Raw genomic sequence first — 14,688 nt, 5'->3', positions numbered from 1 at the left:
ATCGGACGGTGATCCGGCTCGTGATCGTCGACGACCAGGCCCTCGTGCGGGAGGGCCTGAGCCTGATCCTGGGCAGCCAGCCCGACATCGAGGTCGTCGCCGAGTTCGCCGACGGCGAGGCGCTGCTGGACGCCGCCGCGGACCTGGCCGCCGACGTCATTCTCCTGGACCTGCACCTGACCGGCCTCGACGGGGTGGCGGTGCTGCGCTCGCGCACGTTTCACGCGAAGGTGCTCGTGCTGACCGCGGTCGGCAGCGCGGCCGACGTGCAGCGGGCCCTCGCGGCCGGCGCGGCCGGGTTCGTGCTCAAGGACGCGACCGGGGCCGAGCTCGCCGCGGCCGTGCGCGGGGCCCATGCCGGGGTGCGGCCGCTGAGCGCGTCGGCCGCCGAGCTGCTGTGGCCGCGCTCGGCGCCCGCCCCCGCCGCCGCCGACCTGAGTGTGCTCACGTCCCGGGAGCGGGAGGTGCTGCGGCTGCTGGGCCAGAGCAACCGCGAGATCGCGCGCTCGCTGGGCCTGGCCGAGCGCACGGTCAAGACGCACGTGAGCAACATCCTCTCGAAGCTGGCGGTGGACAGCCGCACCCAGGCCGCGCTGCTCGCCCAGGGACTAAGGGACTAGACCGGCTACGTCCTTCGCCGCTTCTCGCCGGGTGCCGGTCCTGGCAGGGTTGCGGCGATGCGACGGCGTTGGATCATCCTGGCGGTGGTGGTGCTGTGTGCGGCCGCCCTGTATCTCGGCAACCGATCGACGAGCGGCCCGCGGGCCGGCCGGCCGTTCCTGCTCGCCCACCGGGGCCTGGCGCAGACGTTCGACCTGCACGGCGTCGAGGCGGACACGTGCACGGCGACGCGGATCTTCCCGCCGCGGGTGCCGTACCTCGAGAACACCCTGCCGTCGCTGCGGGCCGCGTTCGACGCCGGCGCCGACGCCGCCGAGATCGACGTGCAGCTGACGAGCGACGGGCAGCTCGCGGTCTTCCACGACGCGCTGCTGGAGTGCCGCACGGACGGCACCGGCCCGGTCGGCGCGCACACCATGGCCGAGCTGCGCGCGCTGGACGTCGGCTACGGGTACGCGGTGAACGGCACGTTCCCCCTCCGCGGCAAGGGCGCCGGGCTGCTGCCGACGGTGCCGGAGGTCTTCGCGGCGTTCCCCGGCCGCGAGCTGAAGCTGGACATGAAGCGCGACCAGGCGGCCGACGGCGAGGCGGTGGCCGCGTTCCTGGCCACCCTGTCCCCGTCGCGCCTGTCCGCCGTGACGGTGACCGGCGGCGACACGGCCGTGGCCGCGGTGGCGAGCCGCCTGCCACAGGTCCGGACGTCGTCGAAGGCCATCATCAAGAGCTGTCTGCTGCGGTACGCCGGGGAAGGCTGGACGGGCCACGTCCCGTCCGAGTGCCGCCACCGGGAGCTGATCGTGCCGATCGAGTACGGCAAGTGGCTGTGGGGCTGGCCGAACCTGTTCGTCTCCCGCATGGGCGAGGCCGGCACGCGCGTGGTGCTCGTCCGCTACGTCGGGGACTGGTCGGCCGGCTTCGACACCGCCGCCGACGTGGCCGGGCTGCCGGAGGGCTGGACGGGCGCGGTCTGGACCAACCGCGTCGACGTCGTCGCCCCCCTCCTGCGCCGCTGACCGGCCCGGTCGTCAGGACCGGGCGGCGGGCCGCAGCACCTCGGCGCACCACTGGCGGAAGGTCGTCGGCGTGCTCGACTGCGCGGTGCGCTCGACGCCGTTGTCGAGGCCCTCGTCCTTGGCCACGGCCATGTCGAGCATGGCCTGCGCCATCGGCTCGGAGACCCCGCGGCCGACCAGGTTCGCCTTGAACGTCTCGCCCGGGATCCGCTGGTAGCGCACCGGGCGCCCGAGCACGCCGGCGAGCGTCGCGGCCATCTCGTCGTAGGTGATGTCCTCGGGGCCGAGCACCGGCACCTCCTCGAAGCCGGTCCAGGCGTCGTCGAGCAGCAGCCGGGCCGCGACCGCGGCGATGTCGCGGGTGGCGACGGCCGGGGCGGGGAGGTCCGGCCGCGACGGGCCGGACAGGATGCCCTGCGCCGTGATCGGCTGGAGCTGGCGCAGCGTGTTGTCCATGAAGGAGGGCATGGCCAGCGCGCGGTACGGCACGCCGGTCGCCGCGATCAGGTCGTCCATGGCGAGCGTCGCGGTGACGTGCCCGGCCCGGCCCGCGACCGGCGTGCCGCGGCCGAGCGCGGAGACGCCGACCACGCGGACGGCCGGGTGCGCCGCGAACGCCTCGAGGGCGGGGCGGGCGAAGCCGGAGTACGCCTCGCCGGCGGAGCTCGCGCGCGGGTCGGCCGGCACGAGCCAGAAGACCGCGTCGGCGCCCGCGAACGCCTCGGCCACGACGGCCGGGTCGGCGTGGGAGCCGCGGACGATCTCGACCCGCTCGGCGACCCCGGGCGCGAGGCGCGCCGGGTCGCGGGCCACGACGCGCACGGGCGCGCCGGCGTCGAGGAGGTGCTGGACGAGCTGCCGGCCGATGTTGGCGGTGGGTGCGGTAACCACGATCATGCGAGCAGTCAACGCCGATCCGTCGCGGGGCTGAAGGACCGATCCCGTCTCGATTGATACCCTGGTGATATGAGTGAGCTCGAGACGCGGCAGCTGCGGTACTTCGTCGCGGTGGCCGAGGAGCTGCACTTCGGGCGCGCGGCCGAGCGGCTCGGGATGGCGCAGCCGCCGCTGTCGCGGGCGATTCGCGAGCTCGAGCGGCAGCTGGGGGTACAACTGCTGCAACGCACGACGCGGCAGGTCGCGCTGACCGCGGCCGGGGCGGCGCTGCTGGACGACGCCCGGGTGGCGCTCGACGCCGTCGCGACGGCGGAGCGCCGGGCCCGGCGGGCCGCGCAGCCCGTGCCGTCGCTGCGGCTCGCGCTCAAGGCCGACTATGACGCCGGGCTCCTGCCGCGGGTGCTCGACGCCTACGACGTGATGCCGGTCGAGCTGCTGCTGGGCGGGCACGGCGAGCAGGTGCCGGCACTGCACGACGGGCGGGCCGACGTGGCGCTGCTGCCGACGCCGTTCGACGCGCGCGGCCTGGACAGCGAGCCGTTGATCACGAGCCCGTGCGTGGTGGCCCTGGCGGCCGCGGATCCGTTGGCGGCGCGCACCTCGCTGCGGCTTTCGGACCTGGCCGGGCGTCGCCTGCCGGGCGGCTCCCCGGCCGAGGGCGGCCGCATGGCGCCGGTGCCGGGGCGATCGTTCGACCTGTCGCAGATCTTCAACCTGGTCGAGGTGGGCGGGGCCGTGTGGTTCCTGCCCGAGTTCGTGGCGGCGCGGTTTCCGCGGCCGGGCACGGCCTTCCGGCCGGTGGCGGAGCTGGAGCCGGTGACGCTGACGGTGGCGTGGCCGGCGGCCTCGCGCTCGCCGGCGGTGGCGGCGTTCGTGCGGGCCGCGCAGGCGGCGGTGCTCGAGGCTCAGCCGGTGATGTAGCCGACGAGCGGGGCGTCCTGGGTGGTGCAGGCGGCGGGGGTGAGGACCTCGGAGGCGGTGCCGCCGTCGGTGCCGGTGCGGAAGATGCCGGGGGCGCCGGTGCAGGAGGTGGCGGTGTAGGTGATGCGCACGCCGCTGGGGTCCCAGGCGGGGTTGGTGCCGGTGCGGTCGCTGATCTGGTGCTGGTCGGTGCCGTCGGTGTGCATGACCCAGATGGTGTCGTTGTGGACGTAGGCGATCTGGGTGGCGTCGGGGGAGAGGGCGGGCTGGCGGCTGACGCTGTCGGTGGTGAGGCGGGTGGTGTGGCCGGCCTGCTTGAGGTAGATGGCGCCGTGGCTGGCGTAGACGGTGGGGGTGGTGGCGGCGTCGGTGGTGCCGGCGGTGGCGGTGGTGGTGCCGGCGAACGCGGCCGCGGCGGCGGCGATGCCGGCGAGAACGAGCGTGCGCTTGACGGTGGTGCGGTGCATCCCTGCCTCCAGTGTGTGTCGCTTCCGTGTGACGCAGGGACCATCGGCGCAACCGTCCGGCACCTGAAGGAAACCGTTCGCGAACCCGGTGTGACGGATCCGGGCCTCACAGCCGCGTCGCGGCGCGGACGAGGTCGGCGACGGCGCGGGAGCGGCTGTGCGGGGGCCAGGCGATCAGCGTGGTGATCTCCGGTGCGTCCAGCAGGGGCACGGCGACCAGGTCGCGGCGCAGGTGGGTGCGGGCCGAGTCCGGGAGCACGGCGCAGGCGCGGCCGAGCGCGATCAGCTGGTACAGCTGCGAGTTGCCCCTCACCTCGGGACCCCGCCCCGGTCTGTAGCTGCCGTCCGGCTCGGGCCAGCGGGGCAGCGGCAGGTCCGGCAGGTCGGCGACGTCGGCCATGCGCAGGCTGGGCGCGGTCGTGAGGGGGTGCCCGGCCGGCAGCACCACGACCTGGCTCTCCACCGTGAGGACCTCGGTGTCCAAGCCGGCGGGCTCGTCGTAGGGCAGGTGCAGCAGCGCCACGTCCGCGCGCCCGTCGCGCAGGAGGCGCTCCTGCTCGCCGATGCCGCACAGCTGGACGTCGACGGGGACGGCACCGGGCTCGGCGGCGTACGCGTCCAGGAGCTTGGCCAGCAGCTCGCCGGAGGCGCCGGCCTTGGTCACCAGCACGATGCCGGGCTCGGGCGCCGCCGCGCGCCGGGTGCGCCGGGCGGCCGCCTCGACGGCCGCGAGCGCCGCGCGCGCCTCGCGCAGCAGCACCCCGCCGGCCTCGGTCAGGGCCACGCTGCGGCTGGTGCGCTCCAGCAGCGTCACCCCCAGCCGCCGCTCGAGCTGCCCGATCGCGCGCGACAGCGGCGGCTGCGCGATGCCGAGACGGGCGGCGGCGCGGCCGAAGTGCAGCTCCTCGGCGACGGCGACGAAGTACCGCAGCTCCCGGGTCTCCAGATCGATACCCACAGGGTATCGCGGCCGACCGCATCGGTGTTGGCGCCGGGTTCCGGCGCTGGCCAAGCTCGACCCATGAGCGAAACGAAGGTCGCGCTGGTGACGGGCGCGAACAAGGGCATCGGGTACGAGATCGCCGCCGGGCTGGGCGCGCTCGGCTTCCGCGTGGGCGTCGGGGCCCGCGACGCCGCGCGCCTCGCGGACGCGCTGGCCAAGCTGGAGGCGGCCGGCGTCGACGCGTTCGGCGTGCCCCTGGACGTGACCTCCGCCGAGAGCGTGGCGGCCGCGACGGGGTCCCTGACGCGGCTCGACGTGCTGGTGAACAACGCGGGGGTGACCGGCGGGATGCCGCAGCAGCCGACCCTGGTCGACCTGGACGCCATCCAGCGCGCGGTGGACACGAACGTGCTCGGCGTCGTGCGCGTGACGAACGCGTTCCTGCCGCTGCTGCTGCGCTCCCCGTCGCCGCGGATCGTGAACATGTCGAGCTCGGTGGGCTCCCTGACGCGGCAGTCGGCCGGCGAGGTGGGGCCGCTGTCGGCCGCCTACGCGCCGTCGAAGTCCTTCCTCAACGCGGTGACGCTGCAGTACGCCAAGGAGCTGCGCGACACGAAGGTCCTCATCAACCTGGCCTGCCCCGGCTACTGCGCCACGGACCTGAACGGCTTCCGCGGCGTGCGCACCGCGGCCCAGGGCGCGGCGATCGCGATCCGGCTCGCGACCCTGCCGGACGACGGCCCGACCGGCGCCTTCTTCGACGACGAGGGCGTCGTGCCCTGGTGACGCCGCCTATCCGGCCAGGAACCGTGCGACCTTCGCGTCGAACTGCCCGGCGATGCGCGAGAACCGCCCGGCGTCGAGTCCCGGCTCCCGGTAGGACATCTCGATCGTGTACGAGCCGTACCGGGCCCAGTAGACCCATCTCGTGCAGGAGCCCGGCCGCCCCGGCGGCGGAATCTCGCGGCAGTAGATCAGGGCCTGGTCGGCTTCCACACCCACCGCGAGCGGCGCGTCGCGCACGTGCTCGTCGCCGAAGTCTTCGCGGTCATTGATGCGCGGGTCACTCGCGTAGTAGCCGTAGAGAGCCGCGTACCCGGAGCGGTGCACGGTGATCGCCTGCTCGAGCTCGTCGCGCGGCCGCTCGACCGGCTGCCAACGCCGCACGGAGAGCGCGCCGGCGTCGCGCGAGGGACCGTCCTTCCACCGCTGGTCCGCGAGCGCTTCGATGCCGGCCGGCGGCACGAACAGGCCCTCGGCGGGCCGGCCGGGGCCGCTGCGGATGCGGTCGGCGGTGAAGGCGGCGAGGGCGGCCAACACCGCCACCGCCGCCACCGCCGCCACCGCGAGCGCCGTCCAGCGGGCCCAGCCGGGGACTCGAACCACGCCGGCGGTCACGCGGGCGGCCTGCCGGTCGCGGCCGTGGCATCGGCCTCGGCCTGGCGCAGCGCCTCGGTGGCGCTCGTCAGTCTCCGGGCGGCCTGGGCGGCGGCCGGCGGCTCGGTGGCCGCGGCGGCGCGCAGCTGCCGCAGTGCCTGCTGCACGTGCTGGACCGCCTGCCGCTGCACGGCCTCGAGCTCCTGCTCCATGCGGGCGAGCGCCTCGGGCGCCAGCGGCGTCGACGCGTCGTAGACGAAGGACCGCTCGAGCTCGCGGCGCCACGTCACGAGCCGCTCGGTGAGCTTCGGCCCGAAGCTCGGAACCCCGGCGATGCGCGCGGCGACGACGTCCAGGGCGGTGTCGATGCCGTACGCGGACAGCATCGCCAGCCGCCCCGCGGCGATGCCGGGAATGGCGGCCCGTTCGATGGGCCGGCCGGCCAGGAACTGCTCGAGCTGCGACTGCCGCTTGTTCCTCATCAGCTCGCGGGTCTTCGCCTCCCGCAGCCGCGGAACCGACTCCCAGCCCGCCTTGGCCCGCTCCACGGCGGCGTGCGCCGCGGCGTGCATCGGGAACCGGTTCGCCCGATCGAGCTCGCCGGCGGCGGCCGCGTGCTGGTCGCGGGCCTGCCGATACCGCTCGGTCCATACCTTGCGGCGCGCGCCGGTCCGGTTCCACGCGATGCCGATCGTGGCCGCCCCGCCGATCAGGAGCAACAGCCCGGCGGGCAGCAGCGGCAGCCCCGCGAGCAGGAACAGCACGCCGCACGTGTAGGCGATCCACGCCCAGGCCGGAGTCTTGCGCGCCTGTACGGCATCCGGGCTCGCCGCTGCCGGGGCGTTGCTCATGGCCGGCCGGGCCGGGGCGGGCCTGGGGACCTCGGCGACGAGGCGCAGCACGTGCCGGTACTCCGCCTCGAACCGGCTCACCGACGCCGGTGCCGCGACGCCGAACAGCAGCACGCTGGTGTTCTGCTCGAAGGTGCACCACGGGCAGGACGGCGCCTCCCGGGCGTACTGATGGGTGGCGTTGGCCCCGCACTGGGCCAGGTTCGCGGCCATCGCGCCGAGCGCCTGCACCCAGCTGCCCGCGGTGGGCCGGGGCACCCGCCCGGCGGTCGGCGCGAACGCGGCCTCGAACAGCGCGCCGACCGCAGGGGACAGGATCTCCATGCCGACGGTGTTGGGCGGGCGCTGCATCTCCAGCTTGGCGGCCCCGCTGCCGTAGGCGAACCGGTGCTCGGCGATCGCCCGCTCGATCGGCATCTCGCCCGGGCCGAGGTACCGCCCGGCGAACGGGTGCCGGCCGAGCATCAGCAGCTGGAACAGGGTGACGGCAAGGCCGAAGGCGTCGTGGTCGCTCGTGCGGACCGTCGAGCTCAGGGACGCGCCGCGCAGCTCCGGCGGCAGGAACAGGGCGACGGCGACGGTGCACAGCAGCGGCGCCGCGCCCGGCACCGGGACCTGGAAGCTGTCGACGTCGATCAGCCGCACGGTGCCGTCGGCGAGCACCAGGATGGAGCCCGGGTTGACGTCGCCGATCACGAGCCCCTGGTCGTGGACGGTGGCGAAGGCCCGGGCGATGTTCGTGCTCACGTGCAGCAGGAAGCGCCAGTTGGCGCTCGGGAAGTGCTGCCGGCGGCTGCTGGGCGTGTAGAGGTGGTGCACGTCCCACCCGCCCTTGACGGCGGGCAGCAGCAGGCCGCGGGGCCGCCGGTGCTCGTCCAGCACGAGGCCGGACGGCCAGGCGGCGAACCGGTCGACCGCCTGGCGGTTCCACTGCGACAGGATGCTGATCTTCCGGGCCCGCTCCGCCGTCAGCGGGGCCGTGTAGACCTTGACCGCCAGCGACTCGTGGCCGGCCAGCCGGTACACGGCTCCCTCGCCGCCCTCGCCGAGCTTGTCGCCGAGCCGCAGGACCCGGCCCTGCTCGTCAATGAGCCGGGGCAAGGTCCGCCGGCTCCGTGACCCGGCTCGCCAGCACGAGCGTGAGATCGTCGTCGGTGCGCGAGGCAACGGGGGGCGAGCCCAGGTACGCCTCGAGGCCCGTGCTGAGCGTGCGGTCCTCGCCCTGCGCGGGGGAGCGGCGGACGGGGCCGAGGATGCGGTCGAAGAACGGGTCGTGCACCCGCTGGGCGCCGTAGTCGAGCACGAGGTGCTGCAGCCCGTCGGTGAACAGCGCCACCTCGTCCTGGCCGTGCGGCAGCGAGTCGGCCTCGAGCCGTTCGAGGGCCGTGGGGTCGGTCAGGAAGGAGGTGGTGTTGGCGTACTCGCCCCGCTGCGGCCAGAACATCCAGGCCCAGGCGCCGGTGCCCAGCTCGGGCGTGACGATCGCCCCGTCGCCGATCTGCGCGAATGCCGACCAGTCCGGGGCGAGCACCGCGCAGAGCAGCGTCGCGGCCAGCTCCCGCGGCGGCAGGCCCAGGCGCTCCGCCTCGGCGAACAGCCGCCCGCGCACCGTGGCGACGCAGGCCCGCAGCCAGTCGGTCCCGGCGGGCACCGCGTCCGCGAGCCGGCAGCGGATCTCGTCGAGCAGCTCGGCACAGATGAGCTCGGCGCCGCGCGCACTCTCCACCGCACTGCCGGCCCCGTCGGAGACGACGGCGACCAGCACCGGGCCCTGGGGCGAGGGCACGACCTGGCAGGCGTACCGGTCCTGGCAGGGCAGCCCCTCGCGGACGTGCCCGGTGCCCGGCCTGGCCGCCGCGGCGAACCGCCACCCGGCGACGCCCGTCATACCGTGGCCCAGCCCTGCGGCGTGGCCGGGTTGACGAGGGGAACCTCCTCGTGGGTCTGCGATCGCGAGACCGAGCCCATCGAACTCGACAACCAGGTGAACAGGCCGGCGAAGTCCAGGCCGCGCAGCCGCAGCGGCTGCCGGCTGGCGATCTGCCCGAGCACGTTCATGTCCGCGCCCTCGATGCCCACGGCGAAGAAGCTGAACGCCTTGCGCTCCTCCCCTTCGGCGACGCGGGCGGCGGCGGGCCGCCAGTCGTCGGTCGGGGCGCCGTCGGTGATGAGGAAGACCCAGGGGCGGTAGTACGAGATGCCCTGCTCCCGGTAGATGCGCTTGCGCGTCTCGACCAGCTCCAGCCCCTGCGCGATCGCCGCGCCCATCGGGGTGGCGCCCTCGGCCTGCAGCACCGGGGCGGTGAAGTGCGCGGCCGTGGTGAACTCCGTCTGGAGGCGCACCGGCCCGAACGACATCACGGCCACCTCGACGCGCTTGGCCGCCAGCCCGTCGCTCAGCAGCTGGCCGGCGAAGGTCCGCAGCCCCGCGTTGAGCTCCTCGATCGGCCGGCCCGCCATCGACCCGGACGCGTCGAGCAGCAGCAGGCAGGGGCAGCGCGGCTCGGGGTTGTCGACGAACTCGCTCGCATCGAACGGAATCTGGTCGTAGCTCATCGGGCGGTCCTTCGTCGGGGGCGGGACCGAGCCAGGCTACGCGGGGCGCGCCGCTGTCGCCTCGGGCCTTCGGGTCGATGTGGCCGCCCGGCGGGGGACGCGTTCTGCCTGACGCGGGTTTATTATCACTATCGAGAATGATAATGTTGCGACATGGAGATGTCGGGGGAGCGCTGGGCCGAGCTGGCCCTGCACCCGGTGCGGATCAGGATCCTGCGGGCGGTCGCGGGTGCCCGGCTGACCACGCACGAGCTGGCCGGGCTGCTGCCCGACATTCCGCAGGCCACGATGTATCGGCACCTGGCGACGCTGGTCAAGAACGGGCTGCTCGACGTGGTCGAGGGGCGCAGGATGCGCGGCGCCGTCGAACGGGTCTACGCGCTGCCCGCGCACGGCGCGACGCTGGACGCCGCGGCCCTGGCCACGGCCAGCCCGCAGGACCATGCGCGCTACTTCACGGCGTTCATGTCGAGCCTGCTGTCGGAGTTCTCCCGCTACCTCGCCCGGGAGCGGATCGACTTCGCCGCCGACGGTGCCGGCTACCAGCAGCTCGTGCTGCACCTGACCGACGCCGAACTGGCCGGGTTCGCCGCCGGTTTCGGCGCGCTGGTCGGCCCGTTGCTCGGCAACGAGCCCGGCAACGGGCGGACGCCGCGGCTGCTGGCGACCGTGCTGATGCCGGCCGACCGGCCGGCCGGCGCCGGCGACACCGAGCAGGGGCCGGCGGACGGCGCCGGCGACACCGAGCAGGGGGCGGCGGACGGCGCCGACGACACCGAGCAGGGGCCGGTGGACGGCTCCGGCACGACGAAGGGGGACGAGTGATGGCAGTGCTCACGGTTACCGGCGACGCGATCGACATCCGCTTCACCGGATGGGAGCGGGTGTGGACCGGGCGGGAGCGGCTCGCGCTGCGTCTCGGCGCGGTGCGGCGGGCCGCCCCGGTCGACGACCCGCTCCGGCTCGCCCGTGGCGCCCGGCGGGGGTTCGTGGTGTCCGGCTTCGTCAAGATCGGCGTCTGGGGCCTGTTCGGCGGTCCCCGGCAGCTCGTGGCGGCCCGCCGGGGCGAGCCCGGGCTGCACCTGGTGCTGGACCGGGCGGCGGCCGGCGGCGAGTTCGACGAGGTCGTGCTCTCCAGCCCGGCCGCGCCGGGCCTCGCGGCGACGATCCGGCGCGCCATGGCGGCCCGGGCATGACCGGCGACCGCCTGGCCATCGAGGTGTCGCGCCTGACGAAACGGTACGGTGACGTCACCGCCGTGCGCGATCTGAGCTTCACCGTGCAACCCGGTGTGGTCACCGGGTTTCTCGGCCCGAACGGCGCCGGCAAGACCACCACGATGCGCATGGTGACCGGGCTGGTGTCGCCGACCAGCGGCACCGCCACGATCGGCGGGCAGCCGTATGGCCGGCTGGCCCGGCCGTCGCGCACGGTCGGCGCGGTGTTCGACCCCAACGCGTTCCACCCCGGCCACACCGCCCGCGACCACCTGCGCGTCTACGCGGCCATGGCCGGCTGCCCGGACAGCCGGGTCACGGAGCTGCTCGACCTGCTCGGCCTCGCCGAGGCGGCCGACCGCCGCACCCGCGGGTTCTCCACCGGCATGCGGCAACGGCTCAACCTCGCCACGGCGCTGCTCGGCGACCCCCGCGTGCTGCTGCTGGACGAACCCGGCAACGGCCTGGACCCGCAGGGCGTGTCGTGGCTGCGCGGCCTGCTGCGCCGGCTGGCCGGCGAGGGCCGCACCGTGCTGATCTCCAGCCACGTGCTCAGCGAGATGCAGCAGCTCGTGGATGACGTGGTGGTGATCCGGCGCGGCGAGCTCGTCGCCGCCGGGCCGTGGTCCCGCATCGCCGGCCCGCCGTCGGTGCTGGTCGCCTCCCCCGACGCCGAAGCCCTCGCCTCCGCCCTGCGGGCCGCCCTCGCCGGCGGGTCCGCTGAGGCCGGCGCGTCCGTCGAGGCCGGCGCGTCCGTCGAGGCCGCCGGGCCCGGCCGGCTGCGGGTGCGCGGGCTGGACGCGCCGGACATCGCCGACCTCGCCGCCGCCCGCCGCCTGCGCATCCATGAACTGGTCGCCGAGAGCGCCAGCCTCGAGCGGCTCTTCCTCGGCCTCACCACCGACAAGGCGGCCACCCGATGACGCATCGCCTGATCAAGGCGGAGTTCCGCCGGCTGCTGGCCACCCGGATGTGGGGCGGCCTGCTGCTCGCCGCCGCGCTGCTGGGCGGCGGCCTGATCGGCGCCATGGCGCTGGTGGGCCCGGAGCACTTCGACCCGCCGATGCCGGGGCTGGACACCGAGGCAGGCCTGCGCTCGATCCTCGGCATCCTCGGCGTCACCGCCTTCGTGCCGGCCGCGGCCGGCACCCTCGCGGTCACATCCGAGTACCGGCACCGCACCGCCGCCGTCACCTTCCTGTTCGCGCCGCGCCGCGGGCAGGTGCTCGCCGCCAAGCTCGCCACCTACACGGTCGCCGGCCTCGCCTACGGACTCGTCCTGGCGGGCACCGCCGCGGCGGCCCTGTTCACCGTCGCCGCCGCCCGCGGCATCGCACTCGGCCTGCCGGCCGCGACCGTGCTGCAGCTGCTCGCGCGCATCGGCGTGGCGATGGTGGTGTACCTGCTCGTCGGAGTCGGCATGGGTGCCCTGATCCGCAACCAGATCGTGGCCCTGTGCGTCGTGATCGGCTATCTGTACCTGGGTGAGCCGGTGCTCATGATGGTCCCCGGCGCCAACGCGCTCTACCCGGTCCTGCCCGGCGGGGCCACCGCCGCGCTGACCGGCTTCACCTACCTCGCCGACGCCATGTCGGCACAACTCGGCAGCGGCACCGCCGGCCTCCTCCCGCCGGCGGCCGGCGCCCTCCTCCTCGCCGCCTACGCGCTGACCGCCTCGGCGATCGCCGTCATCGTTCCCATGCGCCGCGACATCACCTGACCGGCACGGCCCCCGAAAGCGCCTGCGCAATGGGAGAAACGGAGGAGTCTCCAACCCGGGCAGGCGACCTAGACTCGCGCCGTGGCCGGAGAAAAGGCTGGTAAATGGGCCTATCTCCCGGCCCTCGACGGCGTGCGCGCGCTCGCGATGCTCGCCGTCGTCGTGTTCCACGCCCAGCCCGGCTGGCTGCCCGGCGGGTTCCTCGGCGTCGACGCGTTCTTCGTCCTGTCCGGATACCTCATCACCGGGCTGTTGCTGCACGAAATGCGCACCACCGGGGGAATCGTCCTGGCCGCGTTCTGGGGGCGGCGGGCGCGCAGGCTGCTGCCCGCGCTGCTCGTGGTCGTCGTCGCCGTGGTGGTCGCCGGCCGGATGGTGCTGCCCGCGCCCGAGGTCACGGCGCTGCGGTGGGACTCGCTCGCGGCGCTGCTCTACGTGGCCAACTGGCGCATGATCTTCCGCGGCGGCGACTACTTCGCGGCCACCGCGCCGCCCTCGCCGCTGCAGCACACGTGGTCGCTCGGCATCGAGGAGCAGTTCTACCTGCTCTGGCCGCTGCTCGTCATCGCGCTGCTCAAGGCCCGCGAGTCGAAGGCGGCCCTGCTCACCGCCTGCGCGTCCGGCACGGCGATGGCGGCCTGGCTCTGCGCGCACTGGTACCACCCCGACGCCGACCCGGGCCGCGCGTACTACGGCACCGACAGCCGGGCCGGCGCCCTCCTGCTCGGCTGCGGGCTGGCGGTGCTGGCCGGCAAGGCCGGCGGCCGCGCGCTGGCGACCGCCGCGGCCGTGTGCGCGCTGGGGCTGGCCGTCGCGGTGGCGCTGGTGCACGGGACCGACGCCTGGCTGTACGACGGCGGCTTGACGGTGTTCGCTCTTGCCGTCACCGTCGTGCTCGCCCATCTCGTGCAGAACCCCGGTGGATGGGCCTCGCGGGTCCTGGCGGTGCCGCCGCTGCCGTGGATCGGGCGCATCTCCTACGGCCTGTACCTGTGGCACTGGCCGCTGCTGCAGTGGCTCACCGGCGAGCGCACCGGCCTCACCGGCCTGCCGCTGTTCGCGCTGCGGATGGCGGCCGCGTTCGCCGTCACGGTCGCGTGCTACTACGCGATCGAGCTCCCGGCCCGGCGGGCGTTCACCGTGCGCAGGAAGGCCGCCCGGCCGGCGACGTGGCGGACCCTCGCGCCGACCACCGCGCTCGTCGTCACCGGCGTCGCCGCGCTCGCCCTCGGGGTCACCGCCGCGCCGACGATCGCGGCGGACGTGCCCGCGGACGGGCCCGCGGACGGGCCCGCGGACGCGCCGCTGGTGCAGGCCGGGGGCAGCGCCGGACCGGTACCGCAGGCCGCCGCGGGCGCCCCGATGGCGCGGGCCGGGCGCAAGCCGGGCGCCAACCCGCGGATCGTGTTCCTCGGCGACTCGGTGTCGTGGACGATCGGCGCGTACCTCCCGGAGCACCCCGGCCTCAGCGTGGCCAACCGGGCCATCCAGGGCTGCGGGATCGCCCGGCTGCCGGACATCCGCTACATCGGCAGCGCGCACACGAACTACCCGGGCTGCGACCAGTGGGACGCCAAGTGGCGGGCGAGCATCCCGGCCGACGACCCGGACGTCTCGGTCATCCTGCTCAACCGCTGGGAGCTCATGGACCGCCGGCTCGACGGGCGCTACCAGCACGTCGGCGAGGAGTCGTTCGACGCGTACCTCACGAAGGAGCTCACGCTCGCGATCGACATCGCCGCGGGGAACGGGGGCCGGGTCGTGCTGCTCGACGCCGCCTACACCCACCGCGCCGAGCGCCCCGACGGCGGGCTGTGGCCCGAGGACACCCCCGAGCGCGTCGACGCCTGGAACGACCTGCTGACCCGGGTCGCCGGGGCGCACCCGCACCATCCGATCGTCCTGGACCTGCAGGGGGTCGTCTGCCCCGGCGGCGCGTTCACCTGGAACGTCAACGGGCTCAAGGTGCGCAGCGACGGGCTGCACTTCACGCCCGAGGGCGTCAAGCAGGTCATCGCGCCGTGGCTGCTGCCCCGCCTCAGGAACGTGGCGACGACGGGTTCCGCCTGAGAAGCAACCTTTCGCGGCGGTACGGTGTCCATGGA

Annotated in this window: 16 protein-coding genes; 9 read left to right on the top strand and 7 right to left on the bottom strand. The window is 74.8% G+C overall.

Going from position 1 to position 14,688, the window contains the following annotated elements; all coding sequences use genetic code 11:
- Positions 1 to 8 precede the first annotated feature (8 nt).
- Both AC6JBM_RS29900 and AC6JBM_RS29895 read left to right on the top strand, forming a co-directional pair.
- Entirely contained in the window at positions 9 to 620 is a 612-nt protein-coding gene (locus AC6JBM_RS29900) for a response regulator (protein ID WP_497977375.1), read from the top strand.
- Positions 621 to 677: 57 nt separating this feature from the next.
- On the top strand, positions 678 to 1,634 hold the full coding sequence (locus AC6JBM_RS29895) for a glycerophosphodiester phosphodiesterase family protein (RefSeq protein ID WP_497977374.1): 957 nt from the start codon (positions 678 to 680) through the stop codon (positions 1,632 to 1,634).
- Between the two features lie 12 nt (positions 1,635 to 1,646).
- Here the strand turns inward: AC6JBM_RS29895 and AC6JBM_RS29890 are convergent, their stop codons facing one another.
- Complete coding sequence (locus AC6JBM_RS29890; RefSeq protein WP_497977373.1) at positions 1,647 to 2,531, bottom strand: NmrA family NAD(P)-binding protein; 885 nt, start codon at positions 2,529 to 2,531, stop codon at positions 1,647 to 1,649.
- A 69-nt stretch (positions 2,532 to 2,600) separates the two neighbouring features.
- Between AC6JBM_RS29890 and AC6JBM_RS29885 the strand changes: the two genes are divergently transcribed.
- Complete coding sequence (locus AC6JBM_RS29885) at positions 2,601 to 3,452, top strand: LysR family transcriptional regulator (RefSeq protein ID WP_497977372.1); 852 nt, start codon at positions 2,601 to 2,603, stop codon at positions 3,450 to 3,452.
- On the opposite strand, the gene AC6JBM_RS29880 is transcribed toward AC6JBM_RS29885, so the two are convergent.
- Both AC6JBM_RS29880 and AC6JBM_RS29875 read right to left on the bottom strand, forming a co-directional pair.
- Positions 3,437 to 3,919: a TolB family protein gene (locus AC6JBM_RS29880; RefSeq protein ID WP_497977371.1), complete on the bottom strand. Its 483-nt coding sequence runs from the start codon at positions 3,917 to 3,919 to the stop codon at positions 3,437 to 3,439. The genes AC6JBM_RS29885 and AC6JBM_RS29880 overlap by 16 nt on opposite strands.
- A gap of 106 nt (positions 3,920 to 4,025) precedes the next feature.
- Positions 4,026 to 4,865 carry a LysR family transcriptional regulator gene (locus AC6JBM_RS29875; protein WP_497986550.1) on the bottom strand — a complete coding sequence of 280 codons (840 nt, stop codon included), beginning with the start codon at positions 4,863 to 4,865 and terminating at the stop codon, positions 4,026 to 4,028.
- Between the two features lie 75 nt (positions 4,866 to 4,940).
- On the opposite strand from AC6JBM_RS29875, the gene AC6JBM_RS29870 reads away from it, so the two are divergent.
- Positions 4,941 to 5,648: an SDR family NAD(P)-dependent oxidoreductase gene (locus tag AC6JBM_RS29870; protein ID WP_497977370.1), complete on the top strand. Its 708-nt coding sequence runs from the start codon at positions 4,941 to 4,943 to the stop codon at positions 5,646 to 5,648.
- 6 nt (positions 5,649 to 5,654) lie between these two features.
- Here the strand turns inward: AC6JBM_RS29870 and AC6JBM_RS29865 are convergent, their stop codons facing one another.
- Genes AC6JBM_RS29865 through AC6JBM_RS29850 form a run of 4 tightly spaced genes read right to left on the bottom strand, consistent with a single transcriptional unit; the run spans position 5,655 to position 9,646 of the window.
- Positions 5,655 to 6,260, bottom strand: a complete 606-nt coding sequence (locus AC6JBM_RS29865; RefSeq protein ID WP_497977369.1) for a hypothetical protein — start codon at positions 6,258 to 6,260, stop codon at positions 5,655 to 5,657.
- Positions 6,257 to 8,191 carry a helix-hairpin-helix domain-containing protein gene (locus tag AC6JBM_RS29860; protein WP_497977368.1) on the bottom strand — a complete coding sequence of 645 codons (1,935 nt, stop codon included), beginning with the start codon at positions 8,189 to 8,191 and terminating at the stop codon, positions 6,257 to 6,259. The genes AC6JBM_RS29865 and AC6JBM_RS29860 overlap by 4 nt, the downstream gene beginning before the upstream one ends.
- The gene (locus AC6JBM_RS29855) at positions 8,175 to 8,978 is read right to left on the bottom strand and encodes a PP2C family serine/threonine-protein phosphatase (protein WP_497977367.1); all 804 of its coding nucleotides are present in this window, start codon (positions 8,976 to 8,978) and stop codon (positions 8,175 to 8,177) included. The genes AC6JBM_RS29860 and AC6JBM_RS29855 overlap by 17 nt, the downstream gene beginning before the upstream one ends.
- On the bottom strand, positions 8,975 to 9,646 hold the full coding sequence (locus AC6JBM_RS29850) for a vWA domain-containing protein (RefSeq protein ID WP_497977366.1): 672 nt from the start codon (positions 9,644 to 9,646) through the stop codon (positions 8,975 to 8,977). Before AC6JBM_RS29850 ends, AC6JBM_RS29855 begins: the two co-directional genes overlap by 4 nt.
- A gap of 153 nt (positions 9,647 to 9,799) precedes the next feature.
- On the opposite strand from AC6JBM_RS29850, the gene AC6JBM_RS29845 reads away from it, so the two are divergent.
- The 5 genes from AC6JBM_RS29845 to AC6JBM_RS29825 all read left to right on the top strand — a co-directional run bounded on the left by AC6JBM_RS29845 (position 9,800) and on the right by AC6JBM_RS29825 (position 14,653).
- The gene (locus AC6JBM_RS29845) at positions 9,800 to 10,471 is read left to right on the top strand and encodes a helix-turn-helix domain-containing protein (RefSeq protein WP_497977365.1); all 672 of its coding nucleotides are present in this window, start codon (positions 9,800 to 9,802) and stop codon (positions 10,469 to 10,471) included.
- Positions 10,471 to 10,842: a hypothetical protein gene (locus AC6JBM_RS29840; RefSeq protein WP_497977364.1), complete on the top strand. Its 372-nt coding sequence runs from the start codon at positions 10,471 to 10,473 to the stop codon at positions 10,840 to 10,842. The genes AC6JBM_RS29845 and AC6JBM_RS29840 overlap by 1 nt, the downstream gene beginning before the upstream one ends.
- Positions 10,839 to 11,786 carry an ABC transporter ATP-binding protein gene (locus AC6JBM_RS29835; protein WP_497977363.1) on the top strand — a complete coding sequence of 316 codons (948 nt, stop codon included), beginning with the start codon at positions 10,839 to 10,841 and terminating at the stop codon, positions 11,784 to 11,786. The genes AC6JBM_RS29840 and AC6JBM_RS29835 overlap by 4 nt, the downstream gene beginning before the upstream one ends.
- The gene (locus AC6JBM_RS29830; RefSeq protein ID WP_497977362.1) at positions 11,783 to 12,583 is read left to right on the top strand and encodes an ABC transporter permease; all 801 of its coding nucleotides are present in this window, start codon (positions 11,783 to 11,785) and stop codon (positions 12,581 to 12,583) included. The genes AC6JBM_RS29835 and AC6JBM_RS29830 overlap by 4 nt, the downstream gene beginning before the upstream one ends.
- 81 nt (positions 12,584 to 12,664) lie before the next feature.
- A complete protein-coding gene (locus AC6JBM_RS29825; RefSeq protein WP_497977361.1) occupies positions 12,665 to 14,653 on the top strand; it encodes an acyltransferase family protein in 1,989 nt (662 codons plus the stop codon).
- The last annotated feature ends 35 nt before the right edge of the window (positions 14,654 to 14,688 follow it).

The sequence above is a fragment of the Dactylosporangium thailandense genome, assembly GCF_059739745.1.
This window is presented reverse-complemented; position numbering and strand designations above follow the sequence as displayed.

Bases quoted from the DNA above. Each gene is read 5' to 3' on its own strand.
- AC6JBM_RS29830 (WP_497977362.1), top strand. From the start codon at position 11,783: ATGACGCATCGCCTGATCAAGGCGGAGTTCCGCCGGCTGCTGGCCACC.
- AC6JBM_RS29890 (WP_497977373.1), bottom strand. From the start codon at position 2,531: ATGATCGTGGTTACCGCACCCACCGCCAACATCGGCCGGCAGCTCGTC.
- AC6JBM_RS29850 (WP_497977366.1), bottom strand. From the start codon at position 9,646: ATGAGCTACGACCAGATTCCGTTCGATGCGAGCGAGTTCGTCGACAAC.
- AC6JBM_RS29895 (WP_497977374.1), top strand. From the start codon at position 678: ATGCGACGGCGTTGGATCATCCTGGCGGTGGTGGTGCTGTGTGCGGCC.
- AC6JBM_RS29870 (WP_497977370.1), top strand. From the start codon at position 4,941: ATGAGCGAAACGAAGGTCGCGCTGGTGACGGGCGCGAACAAGGGCATC.
- AC6JBM_RS29880 (WP_497977371.1), bottom strand. From the start codon at position 3,919: ATGCACCGCACCACCGTCAAGCGCACGCTCGTTCTCGCCGGCATCGCC.
- AC6JBM_RS29835 (WP_497977363.1), top strand. From the start codon at position 10,839: ATGACCGGCGACCGCCTGGCCATCGAGGTGTCGCGCCTGACGAAACGG.
- AC6JBM_RS29845 (WP_497977365.1), top strand. From the start codon at position 9,800: ATGGAGATGTCGGGGGAGCGCTGGGCCGAGCTGGCCCTGCACCCGGTG.
- AC6JBM_RS29855 (WP_497977367.1), bottom strand. From the start codon at position 8,978: ATGACGGGCGTCGCCGGGTGGCGGTTCGCCGCGGCGGCCAGGCCGGGC.
- AC6JBM_RS29840 (WP_497977364.1), top strand. From the start codon at position 10,471: ATGGCAGTGCTCACGGTTACCGGCGACGCGATCGACATCCGCTTCACC.
- AC6JBM_RS29885 (WP_497977372.1), top strand. From the start codon at position 2,601: ATGAGTGAGCTCGAGACGCGGCAGCTGCGGTACTTCGTCGCGGTGGCC.